This is a genomic window from Amycolatopsis albispora (assembly GCF_003312875.1).
In the GTDB taxonomy this organism is placed as follows: Bacteria; Actinomycetota; Actinomycetes; order Mycobacteriales; family Pseudonocardiaceae; genus Amycolatopsis; species Amycolatopsis albispora.
On record NZ_CP015163.1, the window covers coordinates 6,342,622 to 6,369,049 of the forward strand.

A 26,428-nucleotide genomic window follows, 5' to 3' on the forward strand; every position below is an offset into this window, starting at 1 on the left:
GCCCATAGCACGCCAAACCCTTACGGGCATGGTTCCTTGCGTTGCGCGCTAGACATAACGGCTTATCCCAACAGTGTTTTAGAGATTCAGGGAATGTGCCATCGAAACGCGCAACCCTCACCCGTGAGTAGTGCCGTATTGCCCGGATACAGGATCTGTCCCCTTTGCGGAGATCTCACAACGGCGAGGGTTGCGCGTTTCGGTGCCAGTTCACAACTGGCCTGAATCGCTGCCAGTCAACCACTTTCGCACACGAAATGGAGTACCGCCATGACTACGACTCTGATCGATTGGTCCGCCCGGATTAGCGCCATGGCGGACGCTCTGTCCGTTCCGGATGGCGGATTTTCCGTCAACCCGAGCGACGGTTCCGACATCAGCACGGGCTATGCGGTTGCCGTACATCCGGAACACGAACGCGTTTTCGACGGTTCCGTGACCAGTAACGATCTTCACGAGTACATCGCGCAAGCAAAAGACGCTCTTTCGCTACCCGGTCGCGTTCTCGGTGGGTAGCGCGACCCTGCGACCGGTCGCGTCTACCTGGACGTTTCCGTCGTGACCGCGGACCTGTCCGACGCAATGACCCTCGCGCGGGAAACCGCACAGCTCGCCGTTTTCGATTTTTCCGCCATGGAATCCATTCCGGTCACGGTCGCGGCGTGAATCAAGGAGTGAAAACCGATGAGTGCAGTCATTGTCATGATCAGCGACGGGCAAGCGCGACGGATTGCGTCCGATTGGCACGACGGTATGTCGTCCGCTCTGTATTCCTTCGCGTCATCGGGTGCGATTGACCTTGACCGCGTACGGGACGAGATCTCCCGCGAGCTGTGGCAATTGGACGTCGGAGAAGTGCGACGCGAATTGCTCGCCCTGGACAAGTACGTACGAACGGCCGGCGCGCGTCCCGCGCAATCGGGATGGTCCCGCTTGTGGGACGACTCGCCGGTGACCGTGAATCACACCTAAGAGGACTGAATTGTCATGCCTGCCCCCAGCGATCACCCATGGTTCCGGGCGCACCCTGTGAGTCACGAAAACATCGTGTGGCACTGGGAACAGGCCACACCCGACGAAATCGCGCAAGGAATGCGCTGGTATGCCGACGCGCACCACGTGGCAACCGCCATCGCGAACGGTGACGCCCATCTCGGCGCCGGAATGCTCGCGATTTACTCACCACAACAGGGATGGATCGGCAACGTCCTTAATGCCGCTCGCGTATTGCGCGAGGGTAGGGGAATCGGCGGGCCCGGTTCCGGAATGTTCGCCACGACCGGCCAGAAACGCGCTGCGGATCGGCTGCTCGTCGGTGAGCGGTATGAGGACATCCTCAACGGTCCGAAAATCCGCGACTTTGCCCACCTGATCGAGTTCGGCGGAGATCAAGATCCGGATGACCCGCGCGTGGTGATCGATCGGCACGCGCTGTCGGTGGCGCACGGTCGCGCGCTCACCTCCGAGGAGTACGACTCGGCGCCGGTCAACGGGTTCCGCCGTAAGGACGGATCGGTTTCCCGTCGGCAGTACGACCACGTGGTGAGCCTGTACCGCCGTGCCGCGGAGCTGATCTCCGCACGCGGGGGAGAACGGGTCTCGGCGCACCAGGTGCAGGCCGTGACCTGGTTGGTCCGTCAACGGCTCAATCAGGAAGCCGAGCAACGGCGCGGCCCCAACCGGCTGGACAGGGGACGCAACCATGCCCGCGCGAATTCCGAACGCGCGTGGAACGAATTCCGGACCGTCTACCTGCCTGATCTGGCCACGTGCCCCGGTACGGGTTACCAGTCGGCTGCCTAAGTGAGGTCTCACGATGACTGACACGCAGAACCGTTCGATTCCGACAACTGTTATTCGGGTCGGTGACCTTATCTTTCTGGACAGTTTCTCCGGACTCGTACCGGCCAAGGTGACCGGGTACACCCCGCGCGGCGAAATCGCCGTATTGGTGACCGCCACGCGCGGCGCCTACCGCCGTGGCGAACACACCACATTCGCCCCGAGTGGCTGTGTCCCGCGCGCACACGTCCGCGTGCGTTGCGGACAGTTCCGCATCTTCGGCGCGTGGACCTTTGACGGACTGCGCGACGAATTTCAACCGCGCTGGGCCTGAAACCCGCGCACGTAACCGACCCGATCGGCCAACGTCAAGGGAGATCACATGTCCACCGACACGGACAACGTCGTAGAGCTTCACTTTCAGTACGCCCAAAACGGCTACGTCATGACAGACGACACGTACGGCGAACAGGACGCCGATAGCGCGGTCGCGTTCACTCGTGACGGGTGTGCGTTTGTCGCCTGCGAGCGCGCACCGCGCGGACGTTGGCGTATCGAGTCCACCGACGGCGCGGCTGGTCCGGTGCCGCTGTCCGCCTACCGGTACCGATTTTCGGGCCTGGCGGACGCTGCGGAGTACGTCGCCAAGAAGTGCGGCGCCACGGTCCGCCGAGTCGATTCCTGGATCTAGCGCAATCGTCCAGCGCATCCCCGGAAATTTCACTGATAGTCAGCCGCGTGTCTCGGCGCCCGTTCATACGGGCGCCGCGCAGCTCTCACCCGCGCGCAACGGTTGCAACGGCTCGGCTTTCCGTTGCGGATTGTTCGACTCATCCGCGCGTACGTCATCACCTCCGTTTCCCGAATCAGTAAAGGAGTTCAACCATGTTCGTGTACGGCGTGTCCCTCACCGATATTCACAGCGTCGTACGCGACGTGTCCAGCGCGCTCTACGACGGAAACATCACCGTGCGCACGGGCGAGGATCGCAGCAACCGCGCAGGCCCCCGCGCCACGTTCACCCTTCGCGCCACCGACACAGCGGGTTCCGGCGCGAAGGGAAGCGCGTCCGCGTTCGGTAAGGGCACCGGTCCGAACGGCAGGCGCCGCACGATTTCCGCGTGTTGGCACGCCCACTACGACGTGCTGGCTGAGTTGTTCGCCCGATTTCCGGCCGCCCGTGTGGTTACGGCGGTCGCCACCTACACCGCGGCCACGTTCCGGGAACGCGCTCTGGCCACCGCCTGCCTGAATGTCGGAAGTCAGTTGTACCCGGTGACCGCGCCGGATTGCTGCGAGTGCGACCACACCGACTACGTCGACACCTTCGACCAGGTCGCCGGCACCGGTTACGTCGACGACTCCGACTGGATGCCGTCGGGCGACGCGATGCGCCCGAACACGGACGTCGACTACTTCCTTGATCAGCTCGACCGCGTGCTCGCCGAACAGTGACTCCCTTTTCCCAGCACCTCCGCACATTCACGCAATTCGACCGACGAAAGCGAGCACCACGATGACCAACGACCATTCGACCACTCTGGACGCGCTGCGCGCGGAGCTCGACCGGGAGCGCGCACGGGCCGATTCTCTGGAGACGGTGAACCGTGTGCAGGCCGGCAGCCTCACCGGCCTGGCCAGGCTCGCGGAGGAACTCCGCTGCCAGGTTGCCGACCTGCACGACGATGCGCTGAGCTCGCGCCCGATGCCGGTGCAGGGCTTGCGCAACGTCACCGGCCGCATGGACGGTTTGGCGGAGACCTTGAGCCGCGCGGCGCGCGGCTACTCCGGCGCCCGGACCACGGACATGATCTACCCGTCCGTGGACGATGACCTCCGCGCACACGGGTGGACGCCCCGACCTGACCGGGGCCTGGACGGCGTGTTGCCGCCGATCCCGATCACCGAGCTGGGCGACCGGCGCGGCTATGCGCGCGGCTGGCATCGCGGCCCGCAGTGGATCACGTTGTGGTTCACCGGACCGTGTGCACTGGCCTACGCGGACATCAGCGACCACGGCCGGCTCACCGACGTCGACGCCGTGCGCGCCGTGATCACCTCCCGCCGGCCGTTGTCCGCGGAGGCGCTGATGAAGTGGGTCGCGGCCCGGCAGCAGGCGCACACGGTGCCGTTCGATGCCTCGTACGTCCGGGTGTTCGCGCACCTGCGGTCGTCCTGGGGTGGGGGCCTGGTTGTCGATGATCGGTGCGACGAACACGGCGCCCCCGCGCCCGATGGGCCCGGTAAGCGCTCCGTGTGGGCCTGCCCGAGCGACCCCGATTTCCGGCTCTACGTCTGGGGCATCGGCAACAAACCGGCCCACGTCCGCTACTGGGCCGGGCCCGTGGTCGACATGGCCCACCTGGTCCAGATCACCGGCCACTGCCGCTGACCTCCGTCTCTCCTTTCCCGCCGGTCGGCCGTCCCCGTCGACGGTCGGCCGGCGCCTCGTCGTGCGCCGGTTACCGCCACACCTCACCACTAGGTCGGCCAGCTCGACTCGGGCTGGCCGTCAACCAGCAACCACGGGAGAACCCCATGACCACCCTCGACCTCGCACACACCGTCGCCGAGCACCTCGGCACGGGGTGGCGCGCCTACACCGGCAAGGCCGCCGACGGCTCGGAAGCCCATCTCGCCGGACCGAACGATCAGGTCCTCGACCTGTTCGACGGCACCACCACCGGCCGCAAGACCGACCAGGGCCGATTGATCATCGCCGGTCACCTCGGCTTCCTGCGCAACCACGTCCCGCAGGACCACGAGCAGGACCACAAGATCACCGTGGACCAGCGCAAACCGCCCGACGTGATTGCCCACGAGATCCGGCGCCGGCTGCTGCCGAACTATGAGGCCGCGCTGCACGCGGCCTGGGACGAGAAGCACGCCAGCGACGGCATCGCCGCCGCCCGTGAGCAACTCGCGGCGACCGTCGCGGCACGCCTGGGCGTGCAGCGCCAAGACCAGGACACCGACTTCCACTTTGGCACGGTCGACGCAGGCGTCCACGGACGCGTCTGCGTGCGGCCTGGCGCGTCCGACTCGGTGTTCACCGTCCGCGTCCCGCACGACCGGGTGGCCGAGTTCGCCCGATTGCTGGCCACGTTCGGACACCTTCCTTGATCACCTCCGGCCGTTCGGTCCACCCCCTCCTGTGGCCGAACGGCCGGACTGTGCCTTGCCGATTCCGCTCACCTCCGGCCCGAAGGGACCGATACCGCCATGACCACCTCCTCCACCATCGCCCCCGTGGCGGACGTTCTCGACTGCGGCCACCCGCCCACCCCGGACCCCAGCGGGATCGGCACCGGCCGTGCGATCGACCCGACCACCGGCGCCACGAGCTGCTACCCGTGCTCGAACGAACGCGAACGCCACGCGATGACCCGCGCGAACACGTTCGTCGCCTACGTGTCCTCGGCTGGCGACGCGCTGACCACCTGGCCCGGCGGGCACCTGGCCACGATCGACCCCGCCGACGCCCACCAGGTCGGCCGGCGCACCTACACCCCATTCGGCGGACGGTGGACCCGCTACGTGTGGCACGCCACCGACGTCGACGGAGGCCGCTGGACCGGCGTCAACGGCGGCCGTGGCCTCGTCATCCGCGTCCACCGGCTGCGCGTGTGCACCTGGCAAACCGAGTTCGGCAACGGCCGGCCCCCGCGCTACTGCCACCGCCGCGCCACCCACGCCGGCCAGGGCGGCGCCTTCGACCTCTACTGCCGCACCCACGCCCGCCAGGTCTTCGACCTCTACGGCTGGACCACCACCGCCCTGTCACCCCGCGCGCTCGCCCAGACCGGCGCGTGAAACCGCGCCACCACAAGGAAAGGAGTCCCTCGTGTTCGTGAAGTTCTACGACCGCCTCGATCTGTCACGGGCGCGCCTGGACGACGTGCTCACGGTGCCCGCGAACCGCGCCAAGGCGCTCGACGTGGCGCGGGAGCGCCACTTGCCGCGCCAGTCGCTCACCCGCGCGACCACCCGCATGGGCTTCTGGGTCTACGTCTTCCAACTCGGCGCCGATGTCCAGCTCGGCACGGTCACCCTGGCCGGCGCCGAGCCCGGACCCGAGCACGTGGTCACGCTGCCGGTCCGCCAGCTCGACCACTACACCACCCCCGGCATGCCGTTGACCGAGATGGCCGGGCTGCTGGCCGCGGTCGCCGAGGACTACCCGCCCACCGCGCTGACCGCGCTGCTGGCCGACAGCCTCACCAAGGTCCTCGACCTGTGGGCCGACGCCCGCCGCAACGGCCGGCCCGCGATCGACATCCGCGACCTCGACCGCGCCGTCACCAGTGAACTCGCGCCTGCCGTCCGTGCCTGGCGTACCGGCGACGCCTTCCCACGCCCGCGCCTGGCCGACACGGCCTGGCCCGAACCCGTTCCGAGGTGAACACCATGCCTATCGACGACCCCACGACCGCAACCCCGTCCGAGATCGACGAAGAGCTCGCCCGGCTCGGTATCGAGCATGCCAAGGCCACCGACACCCTCAACGGGCTCACCGCCCGCGTCCAGCGTCTGGTGAACGACGGCATGGCCGAGTACGCGACTGAGTTGCGGCCCCGGATCGAGCAGGCCCGCCAGACGATCGCCGGGTGCGAGGCCGCCGCGCGGCCCCTCGATGCGGAGTTCGAGCGTCGGGGCGGCTGGACCCGCGCCTGGCTGGTCGACAACAGCGGTCGCCACGTGCACCGCACCATGGCGTGCCGCACCTGCTTCCCGTCCACCCGGTTCGCCTGGCTCACCCAGCTCTCCGGGCACGACGAGACCGAGATCGTCGAGCAGGCTGGCAAGGCCGCGTGCACCGAGTGCTACCCGAGCGCGCCGGTCGACGTCCGCAACCGGCCCAGCCGGATCAAGACCCCCGAGCAACTCGCGCGGGAAGCGGAGAAGGCCGAACGGGCGAAGGCCAAAGCCGCCAAAGCGATCACCGCACCCGACGGAACGCCCTTGCGCACCAAGGGGTATGGGCAGATCGACACCGAGTTCACCGCGCGGCGCTCCTACGCGGACGCCTTGGCCTACGCCCGGTATCTGACCAGGGCAAGCATCGCCCACCACCGAGACACCATCGCCGAGTACCGCGAGGATGCGCAGCTCATCCTGGCCGCGCTGGCCGCCAAACACGGCCGGACCGTGGACGACCTGCGCGCCGAACTGGCGCCGAAGGTCGAAGCCAAGTGGAACCGCGAACACCGCAACTGGGGCTAATCGCTCCCGTCAGGCAACCCGTTCTCGCGAAAGGACTCATCCGATGTTTCTGGTCGAAACGCTGGAAGACCTGGTGCACAACTACCTCGAAAATCCCGCTCGGCCCGGCTCGGCCGTCGGCAAGGTCAACGCGCAAGACCTGGTCAGCCACGTCGTGCAGCACCTCGCCGAGCGCGGGGTCGACGTGGGATTTCAAGACGGCTCACGCCTTACCCTGCCGGGCAGCGCGCCCCGGTGGCCGGAGTCCGAGCGGCACCGACTTCCCTTGGTACTCCAGGAAAACGACGACGGGCACGTCCGCATCTACTGCGACGGCCGCGACTGCGTCTGGTCCTGGCCACTCTACCAGCACGCGAACGCGCAGACCAATGGCGACACGATCACCAACGCTGTCGAGCATGCCATCCGGAGACACCGCCACTCCTGGCCACTCCGGCAACCAGCTACGCAACTCAGCGAGATGCCCTCCTCAGCACCAACTCGCCACGGGGAGGGCATCGCGCTGCATGGGCTGACACACATCCGAAGGAGCTCGAACCGCCATGACTACCAACGACATTCACGATGCCCGGCAACTCATCGCCGAGATCAACGTCCCCGCGGAACGCCCGCGCTGGGCTTGGTGGGCCCCGGTGACGCCACCCGGTACCACGCCACGCTGATAAACGCAGCACCCAGCGCCACCACGGTCGGCACCGCGTCGGGTGGCACCTTCCGCGCTCTCGTGATCACGATCGAACTGTTCAGCTTGAGTCCCACCTCGATCGTGATCCCGCGGCCCAATGCCGACTTAGACCGTTACACCGCAGAGGAATGGGTCTTCCGGCGGTTTCCTGGTGGCTGGTGGGCCGGTGTCCGGCCGCTGCTGGCCGCACTGGGCTGGACGCCCACGACCGACCGCGACACCAGCTACCGCAGCACGGACCACCGCGACATCACCACGGCGCAGCGCGGCCCAGACGCCGCCCGCTAGCACCAGGCACCGCAGTTCCCCGGCCACGCGGCCGGACTACCCACCCGCACCCACGCCACACCGACCCGCGTCCGCGCGGGCCGGCGATGACGGCCGCCCGCCTTCCGAGGAGATCATCATGAACAGCACCGACAACACCGATCTGCCCACCATCGCCGATACGGCCAACCGTAAAGCCACCTTCGAGCCGATGACGAACGAGGACGAACGGCCGACGATCACCGTCGCCGGAGTCCACGTCGCGCTCTACGTCGACCCGGCCAGCCGACAAGCGGATGTGGCGGCTCACGGGACTGTAATTTCGTTGGTGTAACTCCTGAGGTGAAGGAGACATCTGTGACTGATGGGACGGGCAACGGCGGCGAGGCGAAGGCTCCGGCGATGGCGGATGGAGTGGACGATCAGCTGGTGCAGCAGCTGGCGGATCGGGCGCGGGCCGAGGGTCTGCAGTTGACCGGTGAGGGCGGCCTGCTGGCGATGCTGACCAAGAAGGTGGTGGAGTCGGCGTTGGAAGGCGAGATGGACGACCATCTCGGCTATTCCAAGCATGACCCGGCCGGCCGCAACGGCGGGAACTCTCGCAACGGCCGGCGCGGCAAGAAGGTGCTGACCGAGGCCGGCCCGGTGGAGATCGCTACCCCGCGGGATCGCGACGGCAGTTTCGAGCCGCAACTGGTGGGCAAGGGCCAGCGCCGGCTGACCGGGCTGGATGATCTGGTGATCTCGTTGTCCGCCAAGGGGCTCACGCATGGTGAGATCGCCGCGCACCTGGCCGAGGTGTACGACGCCGAGGTGTCCAAGCAGACCATCACCACCATCACCGACCGCGTGATGGACGGCATGGCCGAGTGGCAGAACCGGCCGCTGGATGCGGTGTATCCGGTGGTGTTCATTGACTGTGTGAATGTCAAGATCCGTGAGGGCAACGTCGCGAACCGGCCGATCTATCTGGCGCTCGGCGTCACCGTGGAGGGCACCCGCGACATCCTCGGGCTGTGGGCTGGCGAACACGGCGACGGCGAGGGAGCCAAGTACTGGCTGCGGGTCCTCTCGGAGATCAAGAACCGCGGCACAGCCGACGTGTGTATCGTCGTGTGCGACGGACTCAAGGGCCTGCCCGAGGCCATCGAAACCGTGTGGCCGCAAGCGATCACCCAGACCTGCGTCGTCCACCTCCTGCGCAACAGCTTCCGCTACGCCTCCAAGCGGGACTGGGCGGCGATCGCGAAGGACCTCAAGCCCCTCTACACCGCGCCCAGCGAGTCGGCGGCACTGGACGCGCTGGCTGCCTTCGGTGACAAGTGGGAGGCCCGCTACCCGGCGATCATCAAGCTATGGGAGAACAGCTGGGCGGAGTTCGTGCCGTTTTTGCAGTTCGACGCCGAGATCCGCACCGTGGTGTGTACCACGAACGCCATCGAGTCGATCAACGCGCGGATCCGACGGGCGGTCAAGGCCCGTGGCCACTTCCCGACCGAGGCCGCCGCGCTCAAGTGCGTCTACCTAGCGTTGATGAGCCTCGATCCCACCGGCACTGGGCGCAAACGCTGGGTCGCCCGTTGGAAGGCGCCGTTGAACGCTTTCGAGCTCACCTTCCCCGGACGCCTGACCACGAACAAGAAGTAGAACCGACAAGATCAGTTACACCAGCTTCTTGACAGACCCCGGCTCGGCTCACCAACGACCCTGCCAAATGCGCAGGGCGCGGGATATGGAATAGGGATCGTCGAAGGGGTGCCCGTGGTGTGCGAGCACACGTCGCACAACATTCGGTACCCGCGAACGAAGCAGGAAAGATGGGGACCTGCTCGGCCTCACCCTCGTCGCCGCCGGAGAAGCGACATGAGTGAGTGCGGTCTGCTTGTGGACGAAGGGCTGTTCCGGGAAGCCACGAGCCAGTTCCCCAGCGGGTCACGATAGTCACCACCGTCGACGCGGCCGGCCGTCGCTGGGTTTCACCGCGAGCGCGTTCGCGGGCCCCGTCCGTCAGTCCCCGCTTGTTCTGGTATGCCTCGACAGGTCGGCCGACTGTCACTCCGCCTTCGGGCGCACCCACCGGTTCGCCGTCAGCATCCTAGGCCCGCGCCATACCGGCTTCGCCGTTCGGTTGCGACGAAAGGAGGGCGTACTTGGAACGCCCCGCCTTCAGAATGCGGTGGCGACGGTTGAGTGCGGGTCGAGGCGCGTTACCCGGGGCGGCGACCATACGATCCTGGTCGGCCGCATCCATCCAACACACTCACTCGGCCCGAGACACCAGTGGTCTACGCGCGGAGGAGATTTTCGACGCCCCGGTGTGACACGAGGAAGCGACGGCAGCTCGTGACGCGCACGGTACTCGGCGCAGACACTGCGGCCTGCCTTCATGGCCACGGTGCGACAAACTCTGGAATGTCTCTATTTTGGGCTGCGCCAGAAAACCTGAGATTTCCCTACTACTCTTGCTGGCTGATGACCGAGTCCGGCAGCTGGACTGATTTTGTCTGGAGATATTCCTCGAGGCCGGCGGGACCGAGTTCGCGGCCGATGCCGGACTTCTTGTAGCCACCGAATGGTGCGCGTGGGTTGTAGGGGGCGCCGTTGATGTCGAGCTGCCCGGTCTGTATCTGGCGGGCGAGGGCGATCGCGCGCCGGTGGTCCGCCGACCAGATGGCGCCGGAGAGCCCGTACATCGTGTCGTTGGCGATCCGGAGTGCCTCGTCGTCATCGCGGTAGCTCATGACGGCCAGTACTGGTCCGAAGACTTCCTGTTGTGCTAGTTCGGAGGCGCTGTGCACGTCGGCGAGCACGGTGGGGGCGATGAAGTAGCCGCGCTCGCGTGCGGGCTCGGGGCCGCCGGTGACGAGTCGGGCTCCGTCCGCGACGGCACGTTCGATGTACCCGCGGACGCGTGCTTGCTGGGTCTGTGAGGCCAGCGGGCCGAGTCTGGTCGCTGGGTCGAACGGGTCTCCGACGGTGTAGCGTTGTGCGGCCTGGCGGGCGAGCAGGAGCGCCTCGTCGTAGCGTGATTCGGGCACGAGCATCCGGGTCCATGCCGCGCAGGTCTGGCCGGAGTTGAGGAATGCGTTGCCCACGCCGACTTTGACGGCGGTGTCGAGGTCGGCGTCGTCGAGGATGATGTTGGCGGACTTTCCGCCGAGTTCGAGGCATACCTTCTTGATGGTGTCCGCGGCGATCGAGGCGACGCGCCTGCCGGTCGCCGTCGAACCGGTGAAGGAGACGAGGTCGACTCCGGGATGACCGGCTACCGCCTCGCCGACCTCTGGTCCATATCCCGTCACCAGGTTCAGGACTCCCGGCGGTAGGCCAGCCTCGTGTGCCGCCTCCACGAACTGGTACACCGACAGGGGCGCCACCTCGCTTGGCTTGAGGACGACGGTGCATCCCGCCGCGACAGCCGGCAGCACTTTCGCGACCACCTGATACAGCGGGTAGTTCCACGGTGTGATGGCCCCGACCACCCCGTAGGGCTCCCGGATCACCAATGAGTTGCCGACCTGCTCTTCGAAGTTCGTTTCCTCGAGCAGGTCCCGATAGCTGCTGGCGATCGCCATGGGCACGGCGGTCTGCACACCGCGCTGCACCTTCAGTGGCGCGCCGATCTCCTGTCCGATGGTGGTGGCGATGTCCGGCAGTCGGGGCTCCAGTGCCGCGACCAGCCGGGCCACCCGGTCTCGGCACTCGGCCATGGACACACCGGGATCGAACGCGTTCCGCGCCGCTGTCACCGCACGGTCGACGTCGTCGACGGTTCCGGCCGGCACGTGTCCGATGACCTGCTCGGTGGCCGGGTTGACCACGGCGATGCGGTCTGTCCCGCTGGGTTGCACCCATTGCCCGCCGATGTAGTGCTGTGTTCTGTCGTGCTGGTCCAATGCTGCGGCCTTCCCGGTCGATGGTCGTTGCTGTGGTCTCACATCACGATGCTGGCGCGCACGACCTTGCGGCTGTCCGCTGCGGCGAACGCCGCGTTGATGTCTTCCAGGGGAAACGTCGTGGTGGCGAACTGGTCCAGCGGGAGCCGGTGCTGGTTGGCCGCGAGAAAGGAGAGCGCTTGGCTCAGCGCTGTGGGTTCGTACAGCGAGACGCCGATGATGCTCTTGTTCGCGGTGACCAGCCGGGATGGGTCGGCTGCGTAGGTTTGTCCCATGTTGATGTTGCCGACTTCCAGGTACCGGCCGCTCTGGGCGAGCATCTTCAGGCCTTCCGGCACCACGGCCGGGGTGCCGACCACCTCTACCACCACGTCCGCGCCGCCGTCGGTCAACTTGCGCGCCCGCCGGATACGATCCGCCGGATCGGGATGATCAGCGAGGCTGATCACCTCGTCAGCTCCGAATGCGCGGGCCAGTTCCAACCGCTCGGGGACCGCGTCGACCACGATGACCTGCGCGGCCCCGCGGGCGCGGGCAACCGCCGTCGCGAACAGCCCGAGCCCGCCGGCCCCCTGTATGATGACGCGTTCGCCAAAGCTCAGGTCGGCTCGCTCCAGTCCGTAGATCATCTGCGACAGCGCACAGTTGACCCCCGACACCACTTCGTCAGGCAGCGTGTCCGGCACGGTGTAGAGCACCGCGCCGGCGGGGAGCAGAAAGTAGTCACCGTAGCCACCAACGAAGTAGGGTGGTCTGCTGGCGTCGCCGAGCATGGCCATCGTCAGCTTCTGACAGGACACGCGCCGTCCCGCCAGGCAGCTCCGACACCGGTGGCAGGGAAAGAAGTAGGGGAAAACCACCCGTGTGCCCGTCTGCACCGGCGCGCCGTTGGAGTCCTCGGTGACTCGTTCGCCGGTTGCGGCCACCGAACCGACCATCTCGTGGCCGAGCACGGTTGGTAGCGTCCCGCCGAGCCCGCGGGTGACGAACGAACCGTGCCAGGCGTGCAGGTCTGAGCCGCAGATGTTGGCTCGGTGTACCTTCACCAGCACTTCGTCCGGTCCAATCGACGGTAGCGCGACGCGCCGCAGCTCAAATGGCTGCTCGGGTGCGTTGAATTGCGCGATCCGGCCCTCGAACATGTATTCTTCCTTTCTCGCCAGGCCTGTTGCGGGGCCCGCGGAACAGGCGACAGGCCTACTGGCGGCGCGGTCCCGCGGTGAGTCGCAAGGGTTCCGTTTCGCTACACGCCGGGTCCTGGTGAGGAGTCGTTTCTGGGAGCGGTAGTCGGCGGCGGCTGGTGGCCGTGGTACGGCGTGACCGGCGTCGCGGTGGGGTCGAGCGTTCCCGCGGCGATGGCGGCTTCCTGGTGGGCGATCTCCGCTTCCAGAGCTCGATTGTCCCCGCGAGCGCGTGCGGCCAGTGAGCGTGCCGCTGTCGGGAGGAGCGTGCAAGCACCGGGGATGCTTGGTCCGTGCTGGCAGCTTGTGCCGCCAGGCTGCCGGGCGACGTCGGTTGAGGGTGTACCGCGCAACAGCGCACCTCCGAACCGGCGGCGTGCTGGGCGCGCGCACCGCACGCAGCTGGTGGCCGCGGGGATTGGGTGTTCCACCCATGCTTCGTGTCGTGCACGGCACGACGTGCACGAGTATTCGACGAGAACAGCCATGGTGTCAGTCGTAGCAAGCGGGTGCGTGCTTGAGCGTCGCCCAGTCCTCGGGATCGTGGGAGATCCACACCGTGGCATCGTGCGCCCTCGCGAGCTGCTTGAGGCGACGGATCGAGCGGACCGCCTGCAAGGTGTTGTAGTCCGACGGCATCGGAAGGTCTTCGGTGAGGGCCTGGCGGAGGTGGACGGTGTCACCGGTGAGCAGGAACGTCTGGTTGGGCAGCCGCACCAGCACGCTAGTGTTGCCGGGGGTGTGACCTGGCATGCGGTGGATGACGATGCTGCCGTCGCCGAACAGGTCATGATCCGTCGAGAGCTGGTTCCATTTCCAGTCACGCGTCGTGTCGAAATCCGCGGTCCGGAAGAAGGGTTTGGCCGCGGGCAACGGCCAGTACGAGTAGGGCAGGTCGCCTTCACCGATGTACAGCTGAGCGTCGGGGAAGAGCCGGATGCCGCCGGCATGGTCGAAATGCGCGTGCGAGACGATCACGTGATCGATGGCCGAGGGCTTGTAGCCAAGCGCCTCGAGTTTCCGGTCCACACGGTCCTCCGGTCCGTAGGCGAGTCCGACGACGTCCGCGAGGTCGCCGTAGACGGCGTGCGGGTCCTTGGCCGCCTCAAACGCGATGCCGGTGTCGAACAGGACCAGCCCCCGGTCGTGTTCGATGAGAAAGGACGGTACCGGAATGGTGACCTGCCCCTGCCCGTTGACGATCATGATGCCGGTGTCGAGTGTGAATTCCGCCCCCGGCAAAGCCCACATCCGGTTGGCTGTTCCCGTGTTCATGTCGTTTCTCCTTGGTGTCGTCTTGACTTGGTTTCGCGTCAGGGGGTCTTGTCCGTGCTGTGGTTGTTTCCGGCGGCAATTTGTTGACGGAGCAGCTTCTTGTCGAATTTTCCGACTCCGGTCTTGGGTACCTCGTCGACGAACACGAAGCGGTCCGGCAACCAGAACTTGGGGAACTTCTCACGGAGGAATTCGGTGAGATCGTCGGACGCCACCGGCGAGTTGGTGGCGACGATGGCGATCGGTCGCTCCAGCCAGACCGGATCCGGTGCGGCTACCACCGCGGCTTCCCGGACTTCCGGATGCCCCATGAGTGCGTTCTCCAAATCGACTGACGAGATCCATTCGCCACCGCTTTTGATCAGGTCTTTGACGCGATCGACCAGCGACAGGTAGCCGTTCTGGTCGATGACGCCGACGTCGCCGGTGTGGAACCAGCCACCAGCGAAGCTGTCCTGGGAACGTGTGTCGTGGTAGTAGGCGCGGGCCACCCAGGGGGAGCGCGCGAGGATCTCCCCGGCGTGTTTGCCATCCCAGGGCAGCTCTTCGCCGTGGTCGTCGACCAGCTTGATCTCCACGAGCGGCATCGGCTGGCCTTGGGTGCCGAGCAGGCGGAACTTCCCCTCGTCGTCGAGGTCGGTGAACTGGCTTGTGAGGGTGGTGAAGGTGAGCAGCGGCGACGCCTCGGTCATGCCCCAGCCCTGGCACACGTGCACGCCGTGTGCTTGCTGCCACCACCGTATCTCGCCGATCGGGGGCGCCTGGCCGCCCAGCCACAAGGTGTGCAGCGAGTCGAGAACGTAGGATTGCCGTCCGGATTCGAGTTCCTGGCGCATGAGCATGCCGACCGTCACCGCGGCGACGCAGACACTGACTCGGGCGTGCTCGATGATCTCCAGGTAGTGGTGCGGTCGTGGCTGCGTTCCCGGCAACGCCAGCGATGCTCCTTGCAGGGCGCAGGCGTACGGCATGCCCCACGAGTTGACGTGGGACATAGGCGTCACCAGGAGATAGGTCTCCCGCTCGGCGACGCCGATCGATCCCTGCAGGCACAGGATCAGGGCGTGCAGCACGGTGCTGCGGTGGCTGTACACCACGCCCTTGGGTTCCCCGGTGGTGCCCGACGTGTAGCACATTCCGGCTGGGCTGTCCTCGTCAACATCGGGGAACTCGATCTCCTCGTCGGCGTCGGCGAGCAACTCCTCGTACCCGTAGACCGGTCCCAGCGCGGTCGTCGGCGGCGGGCCATCCCCGAACACGACCACTGCTTTCACATTGGTGAGCCGGTCGCGGATCTGTTCCAGCATCGGCAGCTGTTCAGGACTGACCAGGAGCACGCTGTCCCCGGCGTGTTCGATGACGTACCCGATCTGGTCCGGGGATAGCCGGATGTTGATGGTGTGCAGCACCACGCCCATGCAGGGCACCGCGAAGTAGGCTTCGTAGTGCTGGTCGGTGTTCCAGCCCAACGTGCCCACCCGGTCACCGGTGCGTACGCCGAGCCGGTTCAGCGCGTCAGCCAGCCGCCGAACTCGCTTCCCGAATTCGGCGTAGGTATAGCGGCGGTAGCCGTCGTCGCGCCGCGTGATGATCTGTTTGTGCCCGAAGAGCCGTTCCGCGCGCCACAACAGCGTCTTCAGTTGCAGCGGCCGGTCCATCATGAGACTGTCCACGCTGCTCTCCCTTCGAACTCGGTGCCGGGTGTACCGGCTTTCCGCCTCGCTGTCAGGCGGAAAGCCGGGCGAAGTCCCGGGCGTAGTAGACAAGGGGGGTGTGATCGCGCAGCCGCACGTTGACCGCTTCGCCGATGAGGATCACGTGATCACCGGCCGGGTGGCGGGCCTGCGTCCGGCACACCAGGGAGGCCACCGCCTCTGGCAACACCGGCAGACCGTCGGCGTCCGTGTCGAATTCGCCACCGGCGAACTTGTCCGCTCCCTTGGTGGCAAACCGTTTCGCCAGGGGAGCATGCTCTTCGCCGAGGATATTGACCACCCACTTGCTTGAGGTGCGGAAGGCACGGTAGCTGTCGGCGGAGACGGCCAGACAGGCCAGCACCAGCGGCGGTTCCGCGGATACGGAGCAGAAGGCGCTCGCGGTGAATCCCCACCGCGCTCCGCAGTGGTCGGTCGTGGTCACGATGGTGACTCCGCTGGGGAACCGGGACATCGCATCGCGAAACTGCGCCGCGAACGTCTCATGCGCCGGAGGGCCCTGTTGGCCGCGTGCGGTGGTCTCGGTCATGGCTGCGACTGCTCCCGGGCGGTTGTCGGCGTGCCGCCGACCGGATCCAGCCGGTGTCCCAGCCGGTCTCGTTTGGTCATCAGATAGGCGGCGTTGTGCTCACCGGCCGTGACGATGAGCGGTACGCGCGACGCGATCGTGATGTCGTAGCCCGAAAGCCCCGAGTATTTGGCCGGATTGTTGGTCATCAGGCGAATCGAGTGGACGCCGAGGTCGGCCAGGATCTGAGCCCCCACACCGTACTCGCGGCTGTCCACCGGCAGGCCAAGGGCCAGGTTCGCGTCGACGGTGTCCAATCCCTGGTCCTGCAGGGTGTAGGCACGGAGCTTGTGCCCGAGCCCGATGCCGCGGCCTTCCTGACCTCGCAGGTACACCAGGACACCGCTGCCTGCCTCGGCGATTTCGCGCAACGCCTGGCGTAGTTGCTCCCCGCAGTCGCAACGCGCGGAACCCAGGACGTCGCCAGTGAGGCACTCGGAGTGCACGCGGACGAGGACCTCGTCGCGGTTCGCGCCGTCCCCCGCCACGAGGGCGAGGTGCTCGGTGCCGTCGAGCAGGGAGGTGTAGCAGAACGCGTCGAAGGTGCCGTAGGGTGTCGGCAACGGTGCCTGCGATGTGCGTTCGACGAGGCGCTCGGTGCGCTGACGGTAGCGGATCAGATCCGCGATGGTGAGCACGGTGAGCCCGTGACGTCGGGCGAAGGCGGCCAGCTGTGGCCTGCGGGCCACCGTGCCGTCGTCGTTGACGATCTCAGCGAGCACGCTGGCGGGTCGCTTCCCGGCCAGCCGCGCCAAGTCTACTGCGGCCTCGGTGTGCCCAGCCCGTTTGAGCACGCCGCCGGGCCGAGCGCGAAGCGGGAAAACATGGCCGGGCCGGGTGAAGTCGTGCGGACCGGCCGCCGGGTCGCTCAGTGCCCGGATTGTCGACGCTCGGTCTGCGGCGGAAATGCCAGTGGTGGTGCCCTCGCGCAGATCCACCGAGACGGTGAACGCGGTGCCACGGGGATCGTCGCCCATGGCCACCATCGGTTCCAGGCGGAGTTGGTCCAGCCGTTGCCCGTCCATGGCCACACAGGCGAGGCCGCTCGTGTGGCGCACCAGGAAGGCTATCTGTGCACTGGTGACGGTTTCCGCCGCGATGATCAGATCACCCTCGTTCTCGCGATCCTCATCGTCGATCACGACGACGAACTCGCCCCGGGCGAAGGCGGCCACCGCCGCGCGCACCGCCGTGTCGGCCTCGTCGGTGTTCTGGGAGCCGGACACCTGGATCGGCCGCGCGGACCGCTCGTGACATTGCATCTGTCGCATTCGTCGACACCGTTTCACTCTGGGAGTTTGGGCTCGGATCGTTTGACACCTGTTTTCCGCTTGGCGCGCAGCGCCGCCAACGTCGCGGCCGAGTCCTCCGTGGATTGCACGACGGCCATGTGTGAGGCGATCATGTTCAAGTGCGTTCGCGCGTCCAGGTGCAACGACTCGTATGTCGCACGCTTGATGAAGCCGACCGCCACCGGGGGCAGTGCCGCGAGGCGGGCGGCCAGCTCGTAGGTGCGGGTGAGCAATTCGCCGTCGGGGTAGCAGTGGTTGGCGAGTCCGATTCGCTCCGCCCTCGGGCCGTCTACCACGTCGCCGGTGAGCAGGAGTTCGAGTGCGCGGGCAACGCCGACCAGCCGGGGAAGCCACAGGCAGCCACCATCGCCTGGGATGAGGCCCGCGTGAATGTAGCCTTCGCTCAACCGGGCCGACTCGCCGACCAGACGGATGTCGCACATCAGCGCCATGTCCAGACCGGCGCCCACCGCGGTCCCCTGTACCGCCGCGATCACCGGTTTGTCCAGGTCCTCCAGGGCGCGTGCCACCCGGTGTACCTCGTCGGTGAGCATCCGCCGACGCGACAGCGGCGCCGGATCCACGGAGGTCAACTCGTCGAGGTCGATACCGGAGCAGAACGCGCCGCCTGCACCGCGCACCACGACCGCCCGCACCTGATCGTCCTTGGCCGCCTCGTGCAGCGCGTCCGCCCAGTGACGCACCATCTGAAGGGTGAAGGCGTTCTTCCGCTCGGGGCGGTTGAGCAGAATGGTGGCGACCGCGTCAGCCCGGGAGTACTCCAGGTCAGCCATTTGCGCGCACCTCCGCCGGGTCGGTCACAAGCGTCCACAGATCTGGTGCGGCGCAGGCAGCCGCGCCGAGTTCCCGCTCCCAGAACCGCTCATTGCCGAACTCGTCGCGCCATGACCACAAGCGGGTGGTGATCAGCCGCAACGGATGCTCGTCGGTGAAGCCAAGCGCGCCGTGTACCTGATGGGCCAGTCGCGCCACCACGCCCGCGGCACGACCGGCCTGCGCCTTGGCCGCTGCCGTGAGGATCCAGTCCGGTTGCTGACCAGCTGTGGCGGCCGACATCGCGACCGTGGTGCTGGCCGCCGCCTCCTCAGCCATCGCCGCGAGGTGATGGCTGACGGCCTGGAACCGGGAAATCGGGCGGCCGAACTGCTCCCGCTGCCCGGCGTAGGTGATCGTCGAATCGAGTGCGGCTTCCATGGCCCCGCTGAGCAGCAGTGCCCGGCCAAGCGCACCGCGAACCCGAAATGCCCTGCCGGAGATCGTGGCGTCCACTTCGGTGACGTCCTCGCCCGGCACGAAAGTGTCCTGCAGCAGCAAAGTATCCCGGGGCTCTCCGGCCAGGTTACGGCCACGTTCCCACGCTTCCCTCGGCGAGTCCAGGATCGCCACCAGCGGCTCGGCACGGTCAAGCAGCACCGCGACCCGCTCGGCCAGGTGGCCGTAGGGAACCCTGGACAGTTTCCCCGTCAACCGGTACCCCCCGGGGCATCGGTCGACTGCCATGTCCGTGGTCGCCGACGCGGTCAGCGGACCGGTCGGAACCGTCCGGCTGGCCGCGGCCAGTAGCCACCCTGCCAACAGCGCCGTCTCCGCCAATGGCACCGGCACCGCGGCGCGTCCGATCTCGTGCACCACGACGGCGGCCTCGGCCAGCCCCGCCCCGGCCCCACCAGAGGACTCGGGCACCGGCAGCACGGTGAACTCCGCCTTTGTCAAGGAGTCCCATACCTCGTCAGCCCACCCGCCTGAGTACCGGGCCGCGGCCTCCGGCGTCCACTCCGAGCAGATCTGAGCCGCGGTCGCCGCGATCGCGTGCAACTCCTCGTTCATGCGCGCTCCAACGCCTTGGCGACGACCCCGCGCAGCACCTCGTTGGTGCCACCGCGCAGGGTGTATCCGGGGGAATGAAGCAGACCGCGAACAAGGTGGCCGGTGAACGTGCCCAGCGCCGCGTCCGGATCCGGCATCTCGTCGGCGAGCATCCGCGCCCGCTCGGCCACCTCCTGTTCGAACCGGGTGCCCAGATCCTTGACCAGCGCGGCGGCCACGTCGGCGGGTTTGCCCGCCGCGAGCATTCCGGCGACAGACAACGACAACTGCCGCAGGGTGAGCAGGCGGGACGTGAGCGCGCCGATCTCGGCGACCGCCGCCGGGTCTCGGTCCGCGCGTCGGCGTACCTCGGAGACGAGCGCGGCGAGCAGGGGGAAGGTGGTGAGCAGGCGTTCCGGTCCGCTGCGTTCATAACCCAGCTCAGAGGTGACCTGGCCCCAACCGCTGCCGATCTCACCCAGCACGTACCGATCCGGGACGAACACTCCGTCCAGCTGTACCTCGTTGAACTCGTGCTCACCGGTGAGCAGCCGGACCGGCCGTACGGTGACACCCTCGGCACGCAGGTTCACGATGAACTGGCTCAGCCCGGCGTGCCGATCTCCGGTATCCGGTGCGCTTCTGGCGAGCACGAAGAACCACTGCGCCCGATGTGCTCCGCTGGTCCACACCTTCGTCCCGGTCAGCCGCCAACCGCCAGCCACTCGGACCGCTCGTGTCCGCACGGAAGCCAGGTCGGAGCCGCTGTCAGGTTCGCTCATGCCGATGGCGAAGTAACAGCGTCCCGCCGCGATCTCAGGCAGGAACTCCGCCCGCTGCTGTTCGCTGCCGTAGCGCAGCAGCGAGGGCGCTGTCTGGCGGTCAGCGATCCAGTGCGCCGCCACCGGGGCCCCCACGGCGAGGAGCTCTTCAAGTACCACCTGCCGATCCAGCACCGTCCGTCCCTGCCCGCCGTACCGGCGCGGAATGGTCATGCCAATCCACCCGTGCTCGGCCAGCCGCCGGGAGAACGGCTCGTCCCAGCCGGTCAACCAGGAGTCACATTGTGGGGTGAACGCACCTCGCCGGATCTCGGAATCGAGAAACGTACGTACTTCGGCCCGGAGCGGTTCCAGACCGGGCGGAACCCGCACCACATCTATCGGTAGAACGCGGCTGCTCATCAGTGCCTCCTGTTGTGACAGAGGGATCCGCCGCCGCGGCCGGTCGGCGAGGGGAATGGTCCGGCCGCGGCGGTCACGTGCCTCACAGCCAGTTCGGAGCGATCTCGGAGGCCCACAGCTCGATGCTGCGCATCTGCACGTCGTGCGGCACCGGGCCGGGGTATTGCCACTGCAGCAGATACTCGGGGTCGTGCTGCGACACCAACTTCTCGATCTGGCGGTTGATGTCGTCAGGCGTACCGACGAACTCGAAACCACGCTCACACAGGGTGTCGTAGTCGGCCCCGATCTGGCCGGTCTCGCCGGGATTCCGCATCACCTCGGCAAAGCCCATCGGCCCGAACCAGTTTGGGAAGATGAAACCATTACCGCGTCGGGCCCAGTAATGGGCCTCATCGGCGTCTCGTGACACCAGCACGTCGCGGAAGATGCCCACCCCCTCCCCGCGCTTGAGCGCTCCGCGACCCGCCGCCTCGGCCTCCTCCTGATACACGTCCAGCAACCGAGAAATGACCTCGTCATTGGTGTTCATCACGATCGGGACGATGCCCTCGCGGGCGCAGAACCGGAAGGACTCCTCGCTGAAGCTGAACGGCTGGAACACCTGCGGCCACGGCTTCTGGTACGGCTTCGGGGCGATACCGACCTCGGTGATCACGCCCTGATCGTCCTGGCCACCGCCAAAATTATTCACCGCTTCGTGATTGAAATCGATTCCCGGCGGCGGAACCTGCCAGTTCTCGGTTTTCAGAGACGTCGTGCGCTCGCTCCACAGCGCCTTCATGATCTCCCAGTGCTCGTTGAACCGCTTGCGGTTGGCCACATCGCGTTCCGACTTGTCGGAGGACGTGGCGCCGACGTGGTACGTCTGCCCGAGCACGTCCGCCCACCGCTTCTGATACCCCCTGGCGATCCCGACGAAGGAGCGTCCGCGCGTCATCTGGTCGAGCATCGCGAGGTCCTCGGCCAGCCGAATCGGATTCTGGAACGGCAGCACGTTCGCCATCTGCCCGACCTTGATCCGCTGTGTCTGCATCGCGATGTACAGATCGAGCAGGATCGGGTTGTTCGACTCCTCGAAGCCTTCGATGTGGAAATGGTGCTCCGTAAACGCGACGCCCCAGTACCCGAGATCGTCAGCCAGTTGCGCCTGCTTGGTGATCTGGAAGAGCATGTTCTGGTAGTTCTTGTCGTTGACCCCAGCGAAGCCCTTCTTCATCTGGTCATAACTGCCCACGGCCGGCAGGTAGAACAAAATCTCCTTCATAAGACTTACTCCTCACATCGGTTAACTGGTCAAGCCCGGCTTCGGTAGACCACGAAAGGGTTCCCGCTGGGGTCCCGCAATACCGCCCGAATCTCGTGCGCCCCCTCAACCGGCCCGGACAACACCGTCGCACCGGCCGCCAGCAGTCGGGACACCGCAACCGAGACGTCGTCGCTCCGGAACACCGGCAACGCCGACTCCGGCACCGGATGGTCAGCCGGAGTCGCCAAGGCGAGCTTTATCGACCCGGCGGAGAGTTCGGCATAGTCGTCCCGATCCCGCATCCGGACACCGAGCCCCAACCCATCTCGATAAAAGGCCAATGAACTTTCCAAATCGGACGCGGGGAGCAGGATAGACCGCAAATCACACTTCGAATCAGCCACAAACACTCCATTCGTCCGATCTCGCGAGTTTGGCCGAGGTTTCACCTGTGGAAACAGATTGTTACCCGCCACGCGGACGAGCACGCCGTATCAATGTGAGACGACGACCCTGCCTCGCGTCTGGCCGAGGGATCGACCGCGCGTTTTCGCAGCGTGTCGGGCACATGATGGCCGAAGGTTCAGGTCAACGACTTCTGGGCGGAGCCCACTCAAGCCGCGTCAAGCAAAGGTGACCTGTGTCTCAAAGTGAGACAATCGGGCCAACGGGATTCCGCGCTACTCTGGTTGGACCATCACGTCACACCCCCGTGGACGATGGAGTGCAGGCAATGGAGCCCACCTCAGTCACACTCGGTGGCCGTGCCTCAGGCGGGACGGCCACACCTGAGGCACGCCGCGAGTCCCCACAGCTGTCCGTACGTGCCGAGATCGCGCTGTCATGGCGCCGGTCCGCAGCCTGCGGAATAGCCCCTGACAAGAAGGCTGAACTACCCTACGATCCGGACTTCGACAGTGACAGCCGACTGCTGAAGGCGGCCACGCCGGTGGTAGAACGTCTCGCCAGTTCCCTGGCCGACACCTCCACCAGCATCCTGCTCGCCGACCGGCAGGCGAGGATCGTGCGGCGCTGGGTTGGCGAGAAGCCGCTGTACAGTGCATTGGACAACGCATACGCGGCCCCCGGGTTCGCCTTCGCGGAGGAGTACGCCGGCACTAACGGGTTAGGCACAGTCCTGGAGGAAGCTCGAACGGTCGCGGTTCGCGGCGAAGAACACTACGCGGACTTCCTACGCCACCTGTCGTGCGTTGGGGTCCCCATCCACAACCCGGTCACCCGAGCCGTCGAGGGAGTTCTCGACATCACCTGCCTCGCTGACGACTACAACCCGCTCATCCCCGCTCTGCTCTCCGAATCGGTACAGCACATCGAAACCCGGTTGAGCCACCTGTCGTCCCCCGCCGACGTCGCCCTCGTCGAGGCGTTCACCCGTGCCCGCCGTCTGCATCGAGGCGCCATACTCGGCCTCAACCCGAACATGATCCTCACCAACCCCATCGCCAGCGGCAATCTCACACCCCAAGACCAGGCGGTACTCTGGGACGCGTCCACACAGTTGGCTCGTACCCAGCGCTCCGAAGTAAGCGTGGACCTCACGCACGGGCGGTACCGTGTCCGGTGCCAATCCGTCACGACCGCCTCCCACGACCCCGCTGGGGTCGTGGTGTACCTCGATCCGATCCGGCCTCGCCACCTCAGCACGGGCTACCGCCCATCCGCGACGCCCACCGGCACCGGCTGCACACCTCCAGCGGGACGCAGCCCACAGTGGCGCCGCGTCACCACGCGAATCCAGGAACTGGCTCAGCTCCCCGATCCGGTAGCGATCACCGGCGAACCGGGCACAGGCAAGCTCTACCTGGCCAAGTACCTGCACGAACTGTCCAGCCCCGCCCGGGGACTGCGCGTTTTCAACGCCGCCGACCCCACCGAGACCGCACCCAAGGACCTGATCATCCGGACCAACGATACCCTTGGGCAAGGCGACAACGTCATCGTACGGCGAATCGAATACCTTCCGACACAGGCGCAGGCGCAGCTGCGGGCCCTCGCGGCGACGAGCCCCCATCCCGCCTCCGCATCGACAACCGGACGACTCATCGTCACCGCCCAAACCACGACCCACACCCATGAGCGGCTCGAACAAGCCCTCGCATCCTACCCGCACCACCTGTGGGTGCCGCCGCTGGCCCAGCACATCGAGGACATCGCCGACCTGACGTCGGTCCTGCTCACGGAACTCGCCGGCCAACCCACCGCACACTGCAGCCTGCCAACGCTACAAGCCCTGATGCGTAGCCCATGGCCGGGCAACATCGCCGAGTTACGAGACGCCCTTGCCGCCGCACTCAACGCCAGCCATGGCCAGGAGATCCAACCGCACCACCTACCGACCTGGGTGCTCAAACGTGCACACCAACGACAATTATCCGTAATGGAGCAGTCGGAGCGCGAACTGATCATCGAAACACTAGCCAGCGTCGGGAACAACCGGACACAAGCGGCGAGAATCTTGGGCATCGGCCGCGCCACCCTGTACCGCAAGATCCGTACCCTCGGCGTCTCCACCGCCCAGGAACTCCAGATGGGGCTATCTGATCAACTTATCGGACAGTCCCACTGCCAGGTGTCGCGAGACCGTCGAGGACCAGCTCGCTGATCGCGGCGGAGAAGCGCGCTGCGTCGACGGATGGATCGGCGGACGGCCGCGCTGAGGCCAGCGACGGTGCTGGCTCCGAAGACGCTCAAGGACACGGCGCCCGGATCGGCACCCTGGCTGGGGCCCGTCGGAGACACCGTCGAGCAGGAGCTCTACCGGCACCCGGCCGTCCGTGAAGTGGCCGTCGTCGGCGTCCCCGACGTCCACTGGGGCGAGACGCCAGTGGCCACCGTGGCGCTCCAGAACGCCGCCGAGACGACGGCCGAGGAGCTCATCGCGTACGCCCGGGAGCGGCTTGCCCACTTCAAGTGCCCTACCCGGGTCGAGTTCGTGGCCGAGTTGCACCGCACAGCGCCGGCAAGGTTCTCTAGACGGTGCTACGTCAGCAGCAGGGCGCAGACGAACACGCAGTACGCCGCTGAGCTCAGTTCAGACTGCTCCCGTCGTGCCAATCCGGCGCAGGTCACGATTCGAGGGAGAGGAACCGGACCGCGACCTCTGAGATCTTGCGTGCTGTCGCGGTTCGGTCCCATCTGGGCAGGGCCAGGTGACTGACTGTCAGGCGGACCATGGTGTCGGCCGCGTCGATGACGTCGTTTTCGGGAAGACTCGGGTAACTCTCCGCGACCCATCCGGCCAGGGTGTCGGAGGCGAGGTCGAGGAGTCGCGCGGAAGTTGTGAGCAGTGGGAGCATCCCCGTGGACGCTTGGCTCCCCCCATTCAGGTCGCGGTTGGAGATGAGCACCGCCTTGAGCAGGGGGCTACGCCCCGCCTCGTCCAAGGTGTAGTCGACGGCTGCAGCGATGCCGCGCTTCGCATCGCCGACGTGCGCCTCCAGCGCCCCCTGGATGCCCTCCAGGAAGCGTGAGGCTTCCCGAAGCACGACGGCTTCTCCGAGGCCGGCCTTGTCACCGAACTCCTTGTAGAGAGCTGCCCGCGACACCCCGGCTCGGTCCGCCACCTCCCCCATGCGCACCCGGTCCCAGCCGCGGTCGATGATCAAGTCGTGGGCAGCCTCGAGGACAGCCGAGCGCATGTGCTCCCTGAACCGTTCACGCATGGAGTGTGCCCGCATGAAAGACAGGGTAGCGATCTCTGTCTCGCTACCGACTCCCGTCACCGATCTGGACAAGATCAAGCTACCGTGCGTGGTCGTCTGCAACCCTGGTCGTGACGCTGTACGACTGGACAAGGCCCCGCGAGTATCCCGCACCAACTGCCGTGGTCGTCGGCAACTCTCGGAGGTCCTCGACTCGAATGGCACCGGGTCCCCGACCAGTAGCGTGATCGGACGACGACGGCCCAACACCACCCTCCGTTCGTAGGCTGGCACGATCGTCTGCACGCCCCACTGTGCAACAGGAGTCAATGGAGCTGACGTCTCGTCTCCAGCGCGATGCGAACAGTACCCGATCCTTGAGCGGCATCAGACTTCCCTCCGGCCGCTTCGTGATCGATCCTTTCGGGTAGACGACGAGGGCGCGCGATCCACGGCTTCGACCGCAGCGCGGAGCCCAGCTCGGCTGTTGGAACGATCGACCTCGACGTGGCCGGCCGGCCGAAACCACCAGCCGACAGCTCTGCTCTGAAACGGGCTCGTCTTTGCTATGACCGGGGGTCCGGCCCTCTGGTCCAGGATCATCTCCGCCGGGAACAACGGA

General features: G+C 66.6%; 29 protein-coding genes. 17 read left to right on the top strand and 12 right to left on the bottom strand.

Annotated features, from left to right (window positions below; genetic code table 11):
- Positions 1 to 270 precede the first annotated feature (270 nt).
- From A4R43_RS42945 to A4R43_RS44845, 15 genes are all read left to right on the top strand, one after another.
- Positions 271 to 516, top strand: coding sequence for a hypothetical protein (locus tag A4R43_RS42945; RefSeq protein WP_146240083.1), 246 nt, complete (start codon positions 271 to 273; stop codon positions 514 to 516).
- Positions 517 to 684: 168 nt separating this feature from the next.
- The gene (locus A4R43_RS30045) at positions 685 to 972 is read left to right on the top strand and encodes a hypothetical protein (RefSeq protein ID WP_110341346.1); all 288 of its coding nucleotides are present in this window, start codon (positions 685 to 687) and stop codon (positions 970 to 972) included.
- A 15-nt stretch (positions 973 to 987) separates the two neighbouring features.
- On the top strand, positions 988 to 1,803 hold the full coding sequence (locus A4R43_RS30050; RefSeq protein WP_146770628.1) for a DUF7178 family protein: 816 nt from the start codon (positions 988 to 990) through the stop codon (positions 1,801 to 1,803).
- Between the two features lie 13 nt (positions 1,804 to 1,816).
- The gene (locus tag A4R43_RS42950; RefSeq protein ID WP_146240085.1) at positions 1,817 to 2,116 is read left to right on the top strand and encodes a hypothetical protein; all 300 of its coding nucleotides are present in this window, start codon (positions 1,817 to 1,819) and stop codon (positions 2,114 to 2,116) included.
- A gap of 48 nt (positions 2,117 to 2,164) precedes the next feature.
- The gene (locus A4R43_RS30055) at positions 2,165 to 2,473 is read left to right on the top strand and encodes a hypothetical protein (RefSeq protein WP_110341350.1); all 309 of its coding nucleotides are present in this window, start codon (positions 2,165 to 2,167) and stop codon (positions 2,471 to 2,473) included.
- Between the two features lie 194 nt (positions 2,474 to 2,667).
- On the top strand, positions 2,668 to 3,237 hold the full coding sequence (locus tag A4R43_RS30060; RefSeq protein WP_110341352.1) for a hypothetical protein: 570 nt from the start codon (positions 2,668 to 2,670) through the stop codon (positions 3,235 to 3,237).
- Positions 3,238 to 3,298: 61 nt separating this feature from the next.
- Positions 3,299 to 4,174, top strand: a complete 876-nt coding sequence (locus tag A4R43_RS30065; RefSeq protein ID WP_110341354.1) for a hypothetical protein — start codon at positions 3,299 to 3,301, stop codon at positions 4,172 to 4,174.
- A gap of 146 nt (positions 4,175 to 4,320) precedes the next feature.
- Positions 4,321 to 4,905, top strand: coding sequence for a hypothetical protein (locus tag A4R43_RS30070; protein ID WP_110341355.1), 585 nt, complete (start codon positions 4,321 to 4,323; stop codon positions 4,903 to 4,905).
- A gap of 99 nt (positions 4,906 to 5,004) precedes the next feature.
- Positions 5,005 to 5,595: a hypothetical protein gene (locus A4R43_RS30075; RefSeq protein WP_110341356.1), complete on the top strand. Its 591-nt coding sequence runs from the start codon at positions 5,005 to 5,007 to the stop codon at positions 5,593 to 5,595.
- Positions 5,596 to 5,626: 31 nt separating this feature from the next.
- Entirely contained in the window at positions 5,627 to 6,184 is a 558-nt protein-coding gene (locus tag A4R43_RS30080; protein WP_110341357.1) for a hypothetical protein, read from the top strand.
- A 5-nt stretch (positions 6,185 to 6,189) separates the two neighbouring features.
- Positions 6,190 to 7,005, top strand: a complete 816-nt coding sequence (locus tag A4R43_RS30085; RefSeq protein ID WP_110341358.1) for a hypothetical protein — start codon at positions 6,190 to 6,192, stop codon at positions 7,003 to 7,005.
- A gap of 43 nt (positions 7,006 to 7,048) precedes the next feature.
- Positions 7,049 to 7,978, top strand: a complete 930-nt coding sequence (locus A4R43_RS42955; protein ID WP_146240086.1) for a hypothetical protein — start codon at positions 7,049 to 7,051, stop codon at positions 7,976 to 7,978.
- Between the two features lie 118 nt (positions 7,979 to 8,096).
- Entirely contained in the window at positions 8,097 to 8,291 is a 195-nt protein-coding gene (locus A4R43_RS30095; RefSeq protein ID WP_110341360.1) for a hypothetical protein, read from the top strand.
- Between the two features lie 68 nt (positions 8,292 to 8,359).
- Entirely contained in the window at positions 8,360 to 9,604 is a 1,245-nt protein-coding gene (locus A4R43_RS30100) for an IS256 family transposase (RefSeq protein WP_110341587.1), read from the top strand.
- 220 nt (positions 9,605 to 9,824) lie between these two features.
- Entirely contained in the window at positions 9,825 to 10,304 is a 480-nt protein-coding gene (locus A4R43_RS44845; protein ID WP_110341361.1) for a flavin reductase, read from the top strand.
- Between the two features lie 109 nt (positions 10,305 to 10,413).
- Here the strand turns inward: A4R43_RS44845 and A4R43_RS30110 are convergent, their stop codons facing one another.
- The 11 genes from A4R43_RS30110 to A4R43_RS30160 form a co-directional block, all read right to left on the bottom strand.
- Positions 10,414 to 11,853, bottom strand: a complete 1,440-nt coding sequence (locus A4R43_RS30110; protein ID WP_110341362.1) for an aldehyde dehydrogenase family protein — start codon at positions 11,851 to 11,853, stop codon at positions 10,414 to 10,416.
- 38 nt (positions 11,854 to 11,891) lie between these two features.
- On the bottom strand, positions 11,892 to 12,995 hold the full coding sequence (locus A4R43_RS30115) for a zinc-binding dehydrogenase (RefSeq protein ID WP_110341363.1): 1,104 nt from the start codon (positions 12,993 to 12,995) through the stop codon (positions 11,892 to 11,894).
- Positions 12,996 to 13,526: 531 nt separating this feature from the next.
- Positions 13,527 to 14,309: an N-acyl homoserine lactonase family protein gene (locus A4R43_RS30120; protein WP_110341365.1), complete on the bottom strand. Its 783-nt coding sequence runs from the start codon at positions 14,307 to 14,309 to the stop codon at positions 13,527 to 13,529.
- 38 nt (positions 14,310 to 14,347) lie between these two features.
- Complete coding sequence (locus A4R43_RS30125; protein WP_233520114.1) at positions 14,348 to 15,982, bottom strand: long-chain fatty acid--CoA ligase; 1,635 nt, start codon at positions 15,980 to 15,982, stop codon at positions 14,348 to 14,350.
- A gap of 52 nt (positions 15,983 to 16,034) precedes the next feature.
- Positions 16,035 to 16,553, bottom strand: coding sequence for a flavin reductase family protein (locus A4R43_RS30130; protein ID WP_110341369.1), 519 nt, complete (start codon positions 16,551 to 16,553; stop codon positions 16,035 to 16,037).
- Positions 16,550 to 17,863: a bifunctional 3,4-dihydroxy-2-butanone-4-phosphate synthase/GTP cyclohydrolase II gene (locus A4R43_RS30135; protein WP_110341371.1), complete on the bottom strand. Its 1,314-nt coding sequence runs from the start codon at positions 17,861 to 17,863 to the stop codon at positions 16,550 to 16,552. Before A4R43_RS30135 ends, A4R43_RS30130 begins: the two co-directional genes overlap by 4 nt.
- A gap of 14 nt (positions 17,864 to 17,877) precedes the next feature.
- Positions 17,878 to 18,678 (bottom strand): enoyl-CoA hydratase/isomerase family protein, encoded by an 801-nt coding sequence (locus A4R43_RS30140; protein ID WP_110341373.1) that lies wholly within the window; start codon positions 18,676 to 18,678, stop codon positions 17,878 to 17,880.
- Positions 18,671 to 19,732, bottom strand: coding sequence for an acyl-CoA dehydrogenase family protein (locus A4R43_RS30145; RefSeq protein ID WP_110341375.1), 1,062 nt, complete (start codon positions 19,730 to 19,732; stop codon positions 18,671 to 18,673). Before A4R43_RS30145 ends, A4R43_RS30140 begins: the two co-directional genes overlap by 8 nt.
- A complete protein-coding gene (locus A4R43_RS30150; RefSeq protein WP_110341377.1) occupies positions 19,729 to 20,895 on the bottom strand; it encodes an acyl-CoA dehydrogenase family protein in 1,167 nt (388 codons plus the stop codon). Before A4R43_RS30150 ends, A4R43_RS30145 begins: the two co-directional genes overlap by 4 nt.
- An 82-nt stretch (positions 20,896 to 20,977) precedes the next feature.
- Positions 20,978 to 22,162 carry an LLM class flavin-dependent oxidoreductase gene (locus A4R43_RS30155; RefSeq protein ID WP_110341379.1) on the bottom strand — a complete coding sequence of 395 codons (1,185 nt, stop codon included), beginning with the start codon at positions 22,160 to 22,162 and terminating at the stop codon, positions 20,978 to 20,980.
- Positions 22,163 to 22,191: 29 nt separating this feature from the next.
- On the bottom strand, positions 22,192 to 22,548 hold the full coding sequence (locus A4R43_RS30160) for a VOC family protein (RefSeq protein WP_199542770.1): 357 nt from the start codon (positions 22,546 to 22,548) through the stop codon (positions 22,192 to 22,194).
- Positions 22,549 to 22,877: 329 nt separating this feature from the next.
- Here A4R43_RS30160 and A4R43_RS30165 point away from each other — a divergent pair, with 329 nt between their 5' ends.
- Positions 22,878 to 24,767 carry a sigma-54-dependent Fis family transcriptional regulator gene (locus tag A4R43_RS30165; RefSeq protein WP_110341381.1) on the top strand — a complete coding sequence of 630 codons (1,890 nt, stop codon included), beginning with the start codon at positions 22,878 to 22,880 and terminating at the stop codon, positions 24,765 to 24,767.
- Positions 24,768 to 24,797: 30 nt separating this feature from the next.
- Positions 24,798 to 25,322: an AMP-binding enzyme gene (locus A4R43_RS30170; protein ID WP_110341383.1), complete on the top strand. Its 525-nt coding sequence runs from the start codon at positions 24,798 to 24,800 to the stop codon at positions 25,320 to 25,322.
- Here A4R43_RS30170 and A4R43_RS30175 read toward each other — a convergent pair.
- Positions 25,231 to 25,842: a TetR/AcrR family transcriptional regulator gene (locus A4R43_RS30175; RefSeq protein WP_009156875.1), complete on the bottom strand. Its 612-nt coding sequence runs from the start codon at positions 25,840 to 25,842 to the stop codon at positions 25,231 to 25,233. The two genes, A4R43_RS30170 and A4R43_RS30175, sit on opposite strands and share 92 nt — an antisense overlap.
- Positions 25,843 to 26,428: the final 586 nt, after the last annotated feature.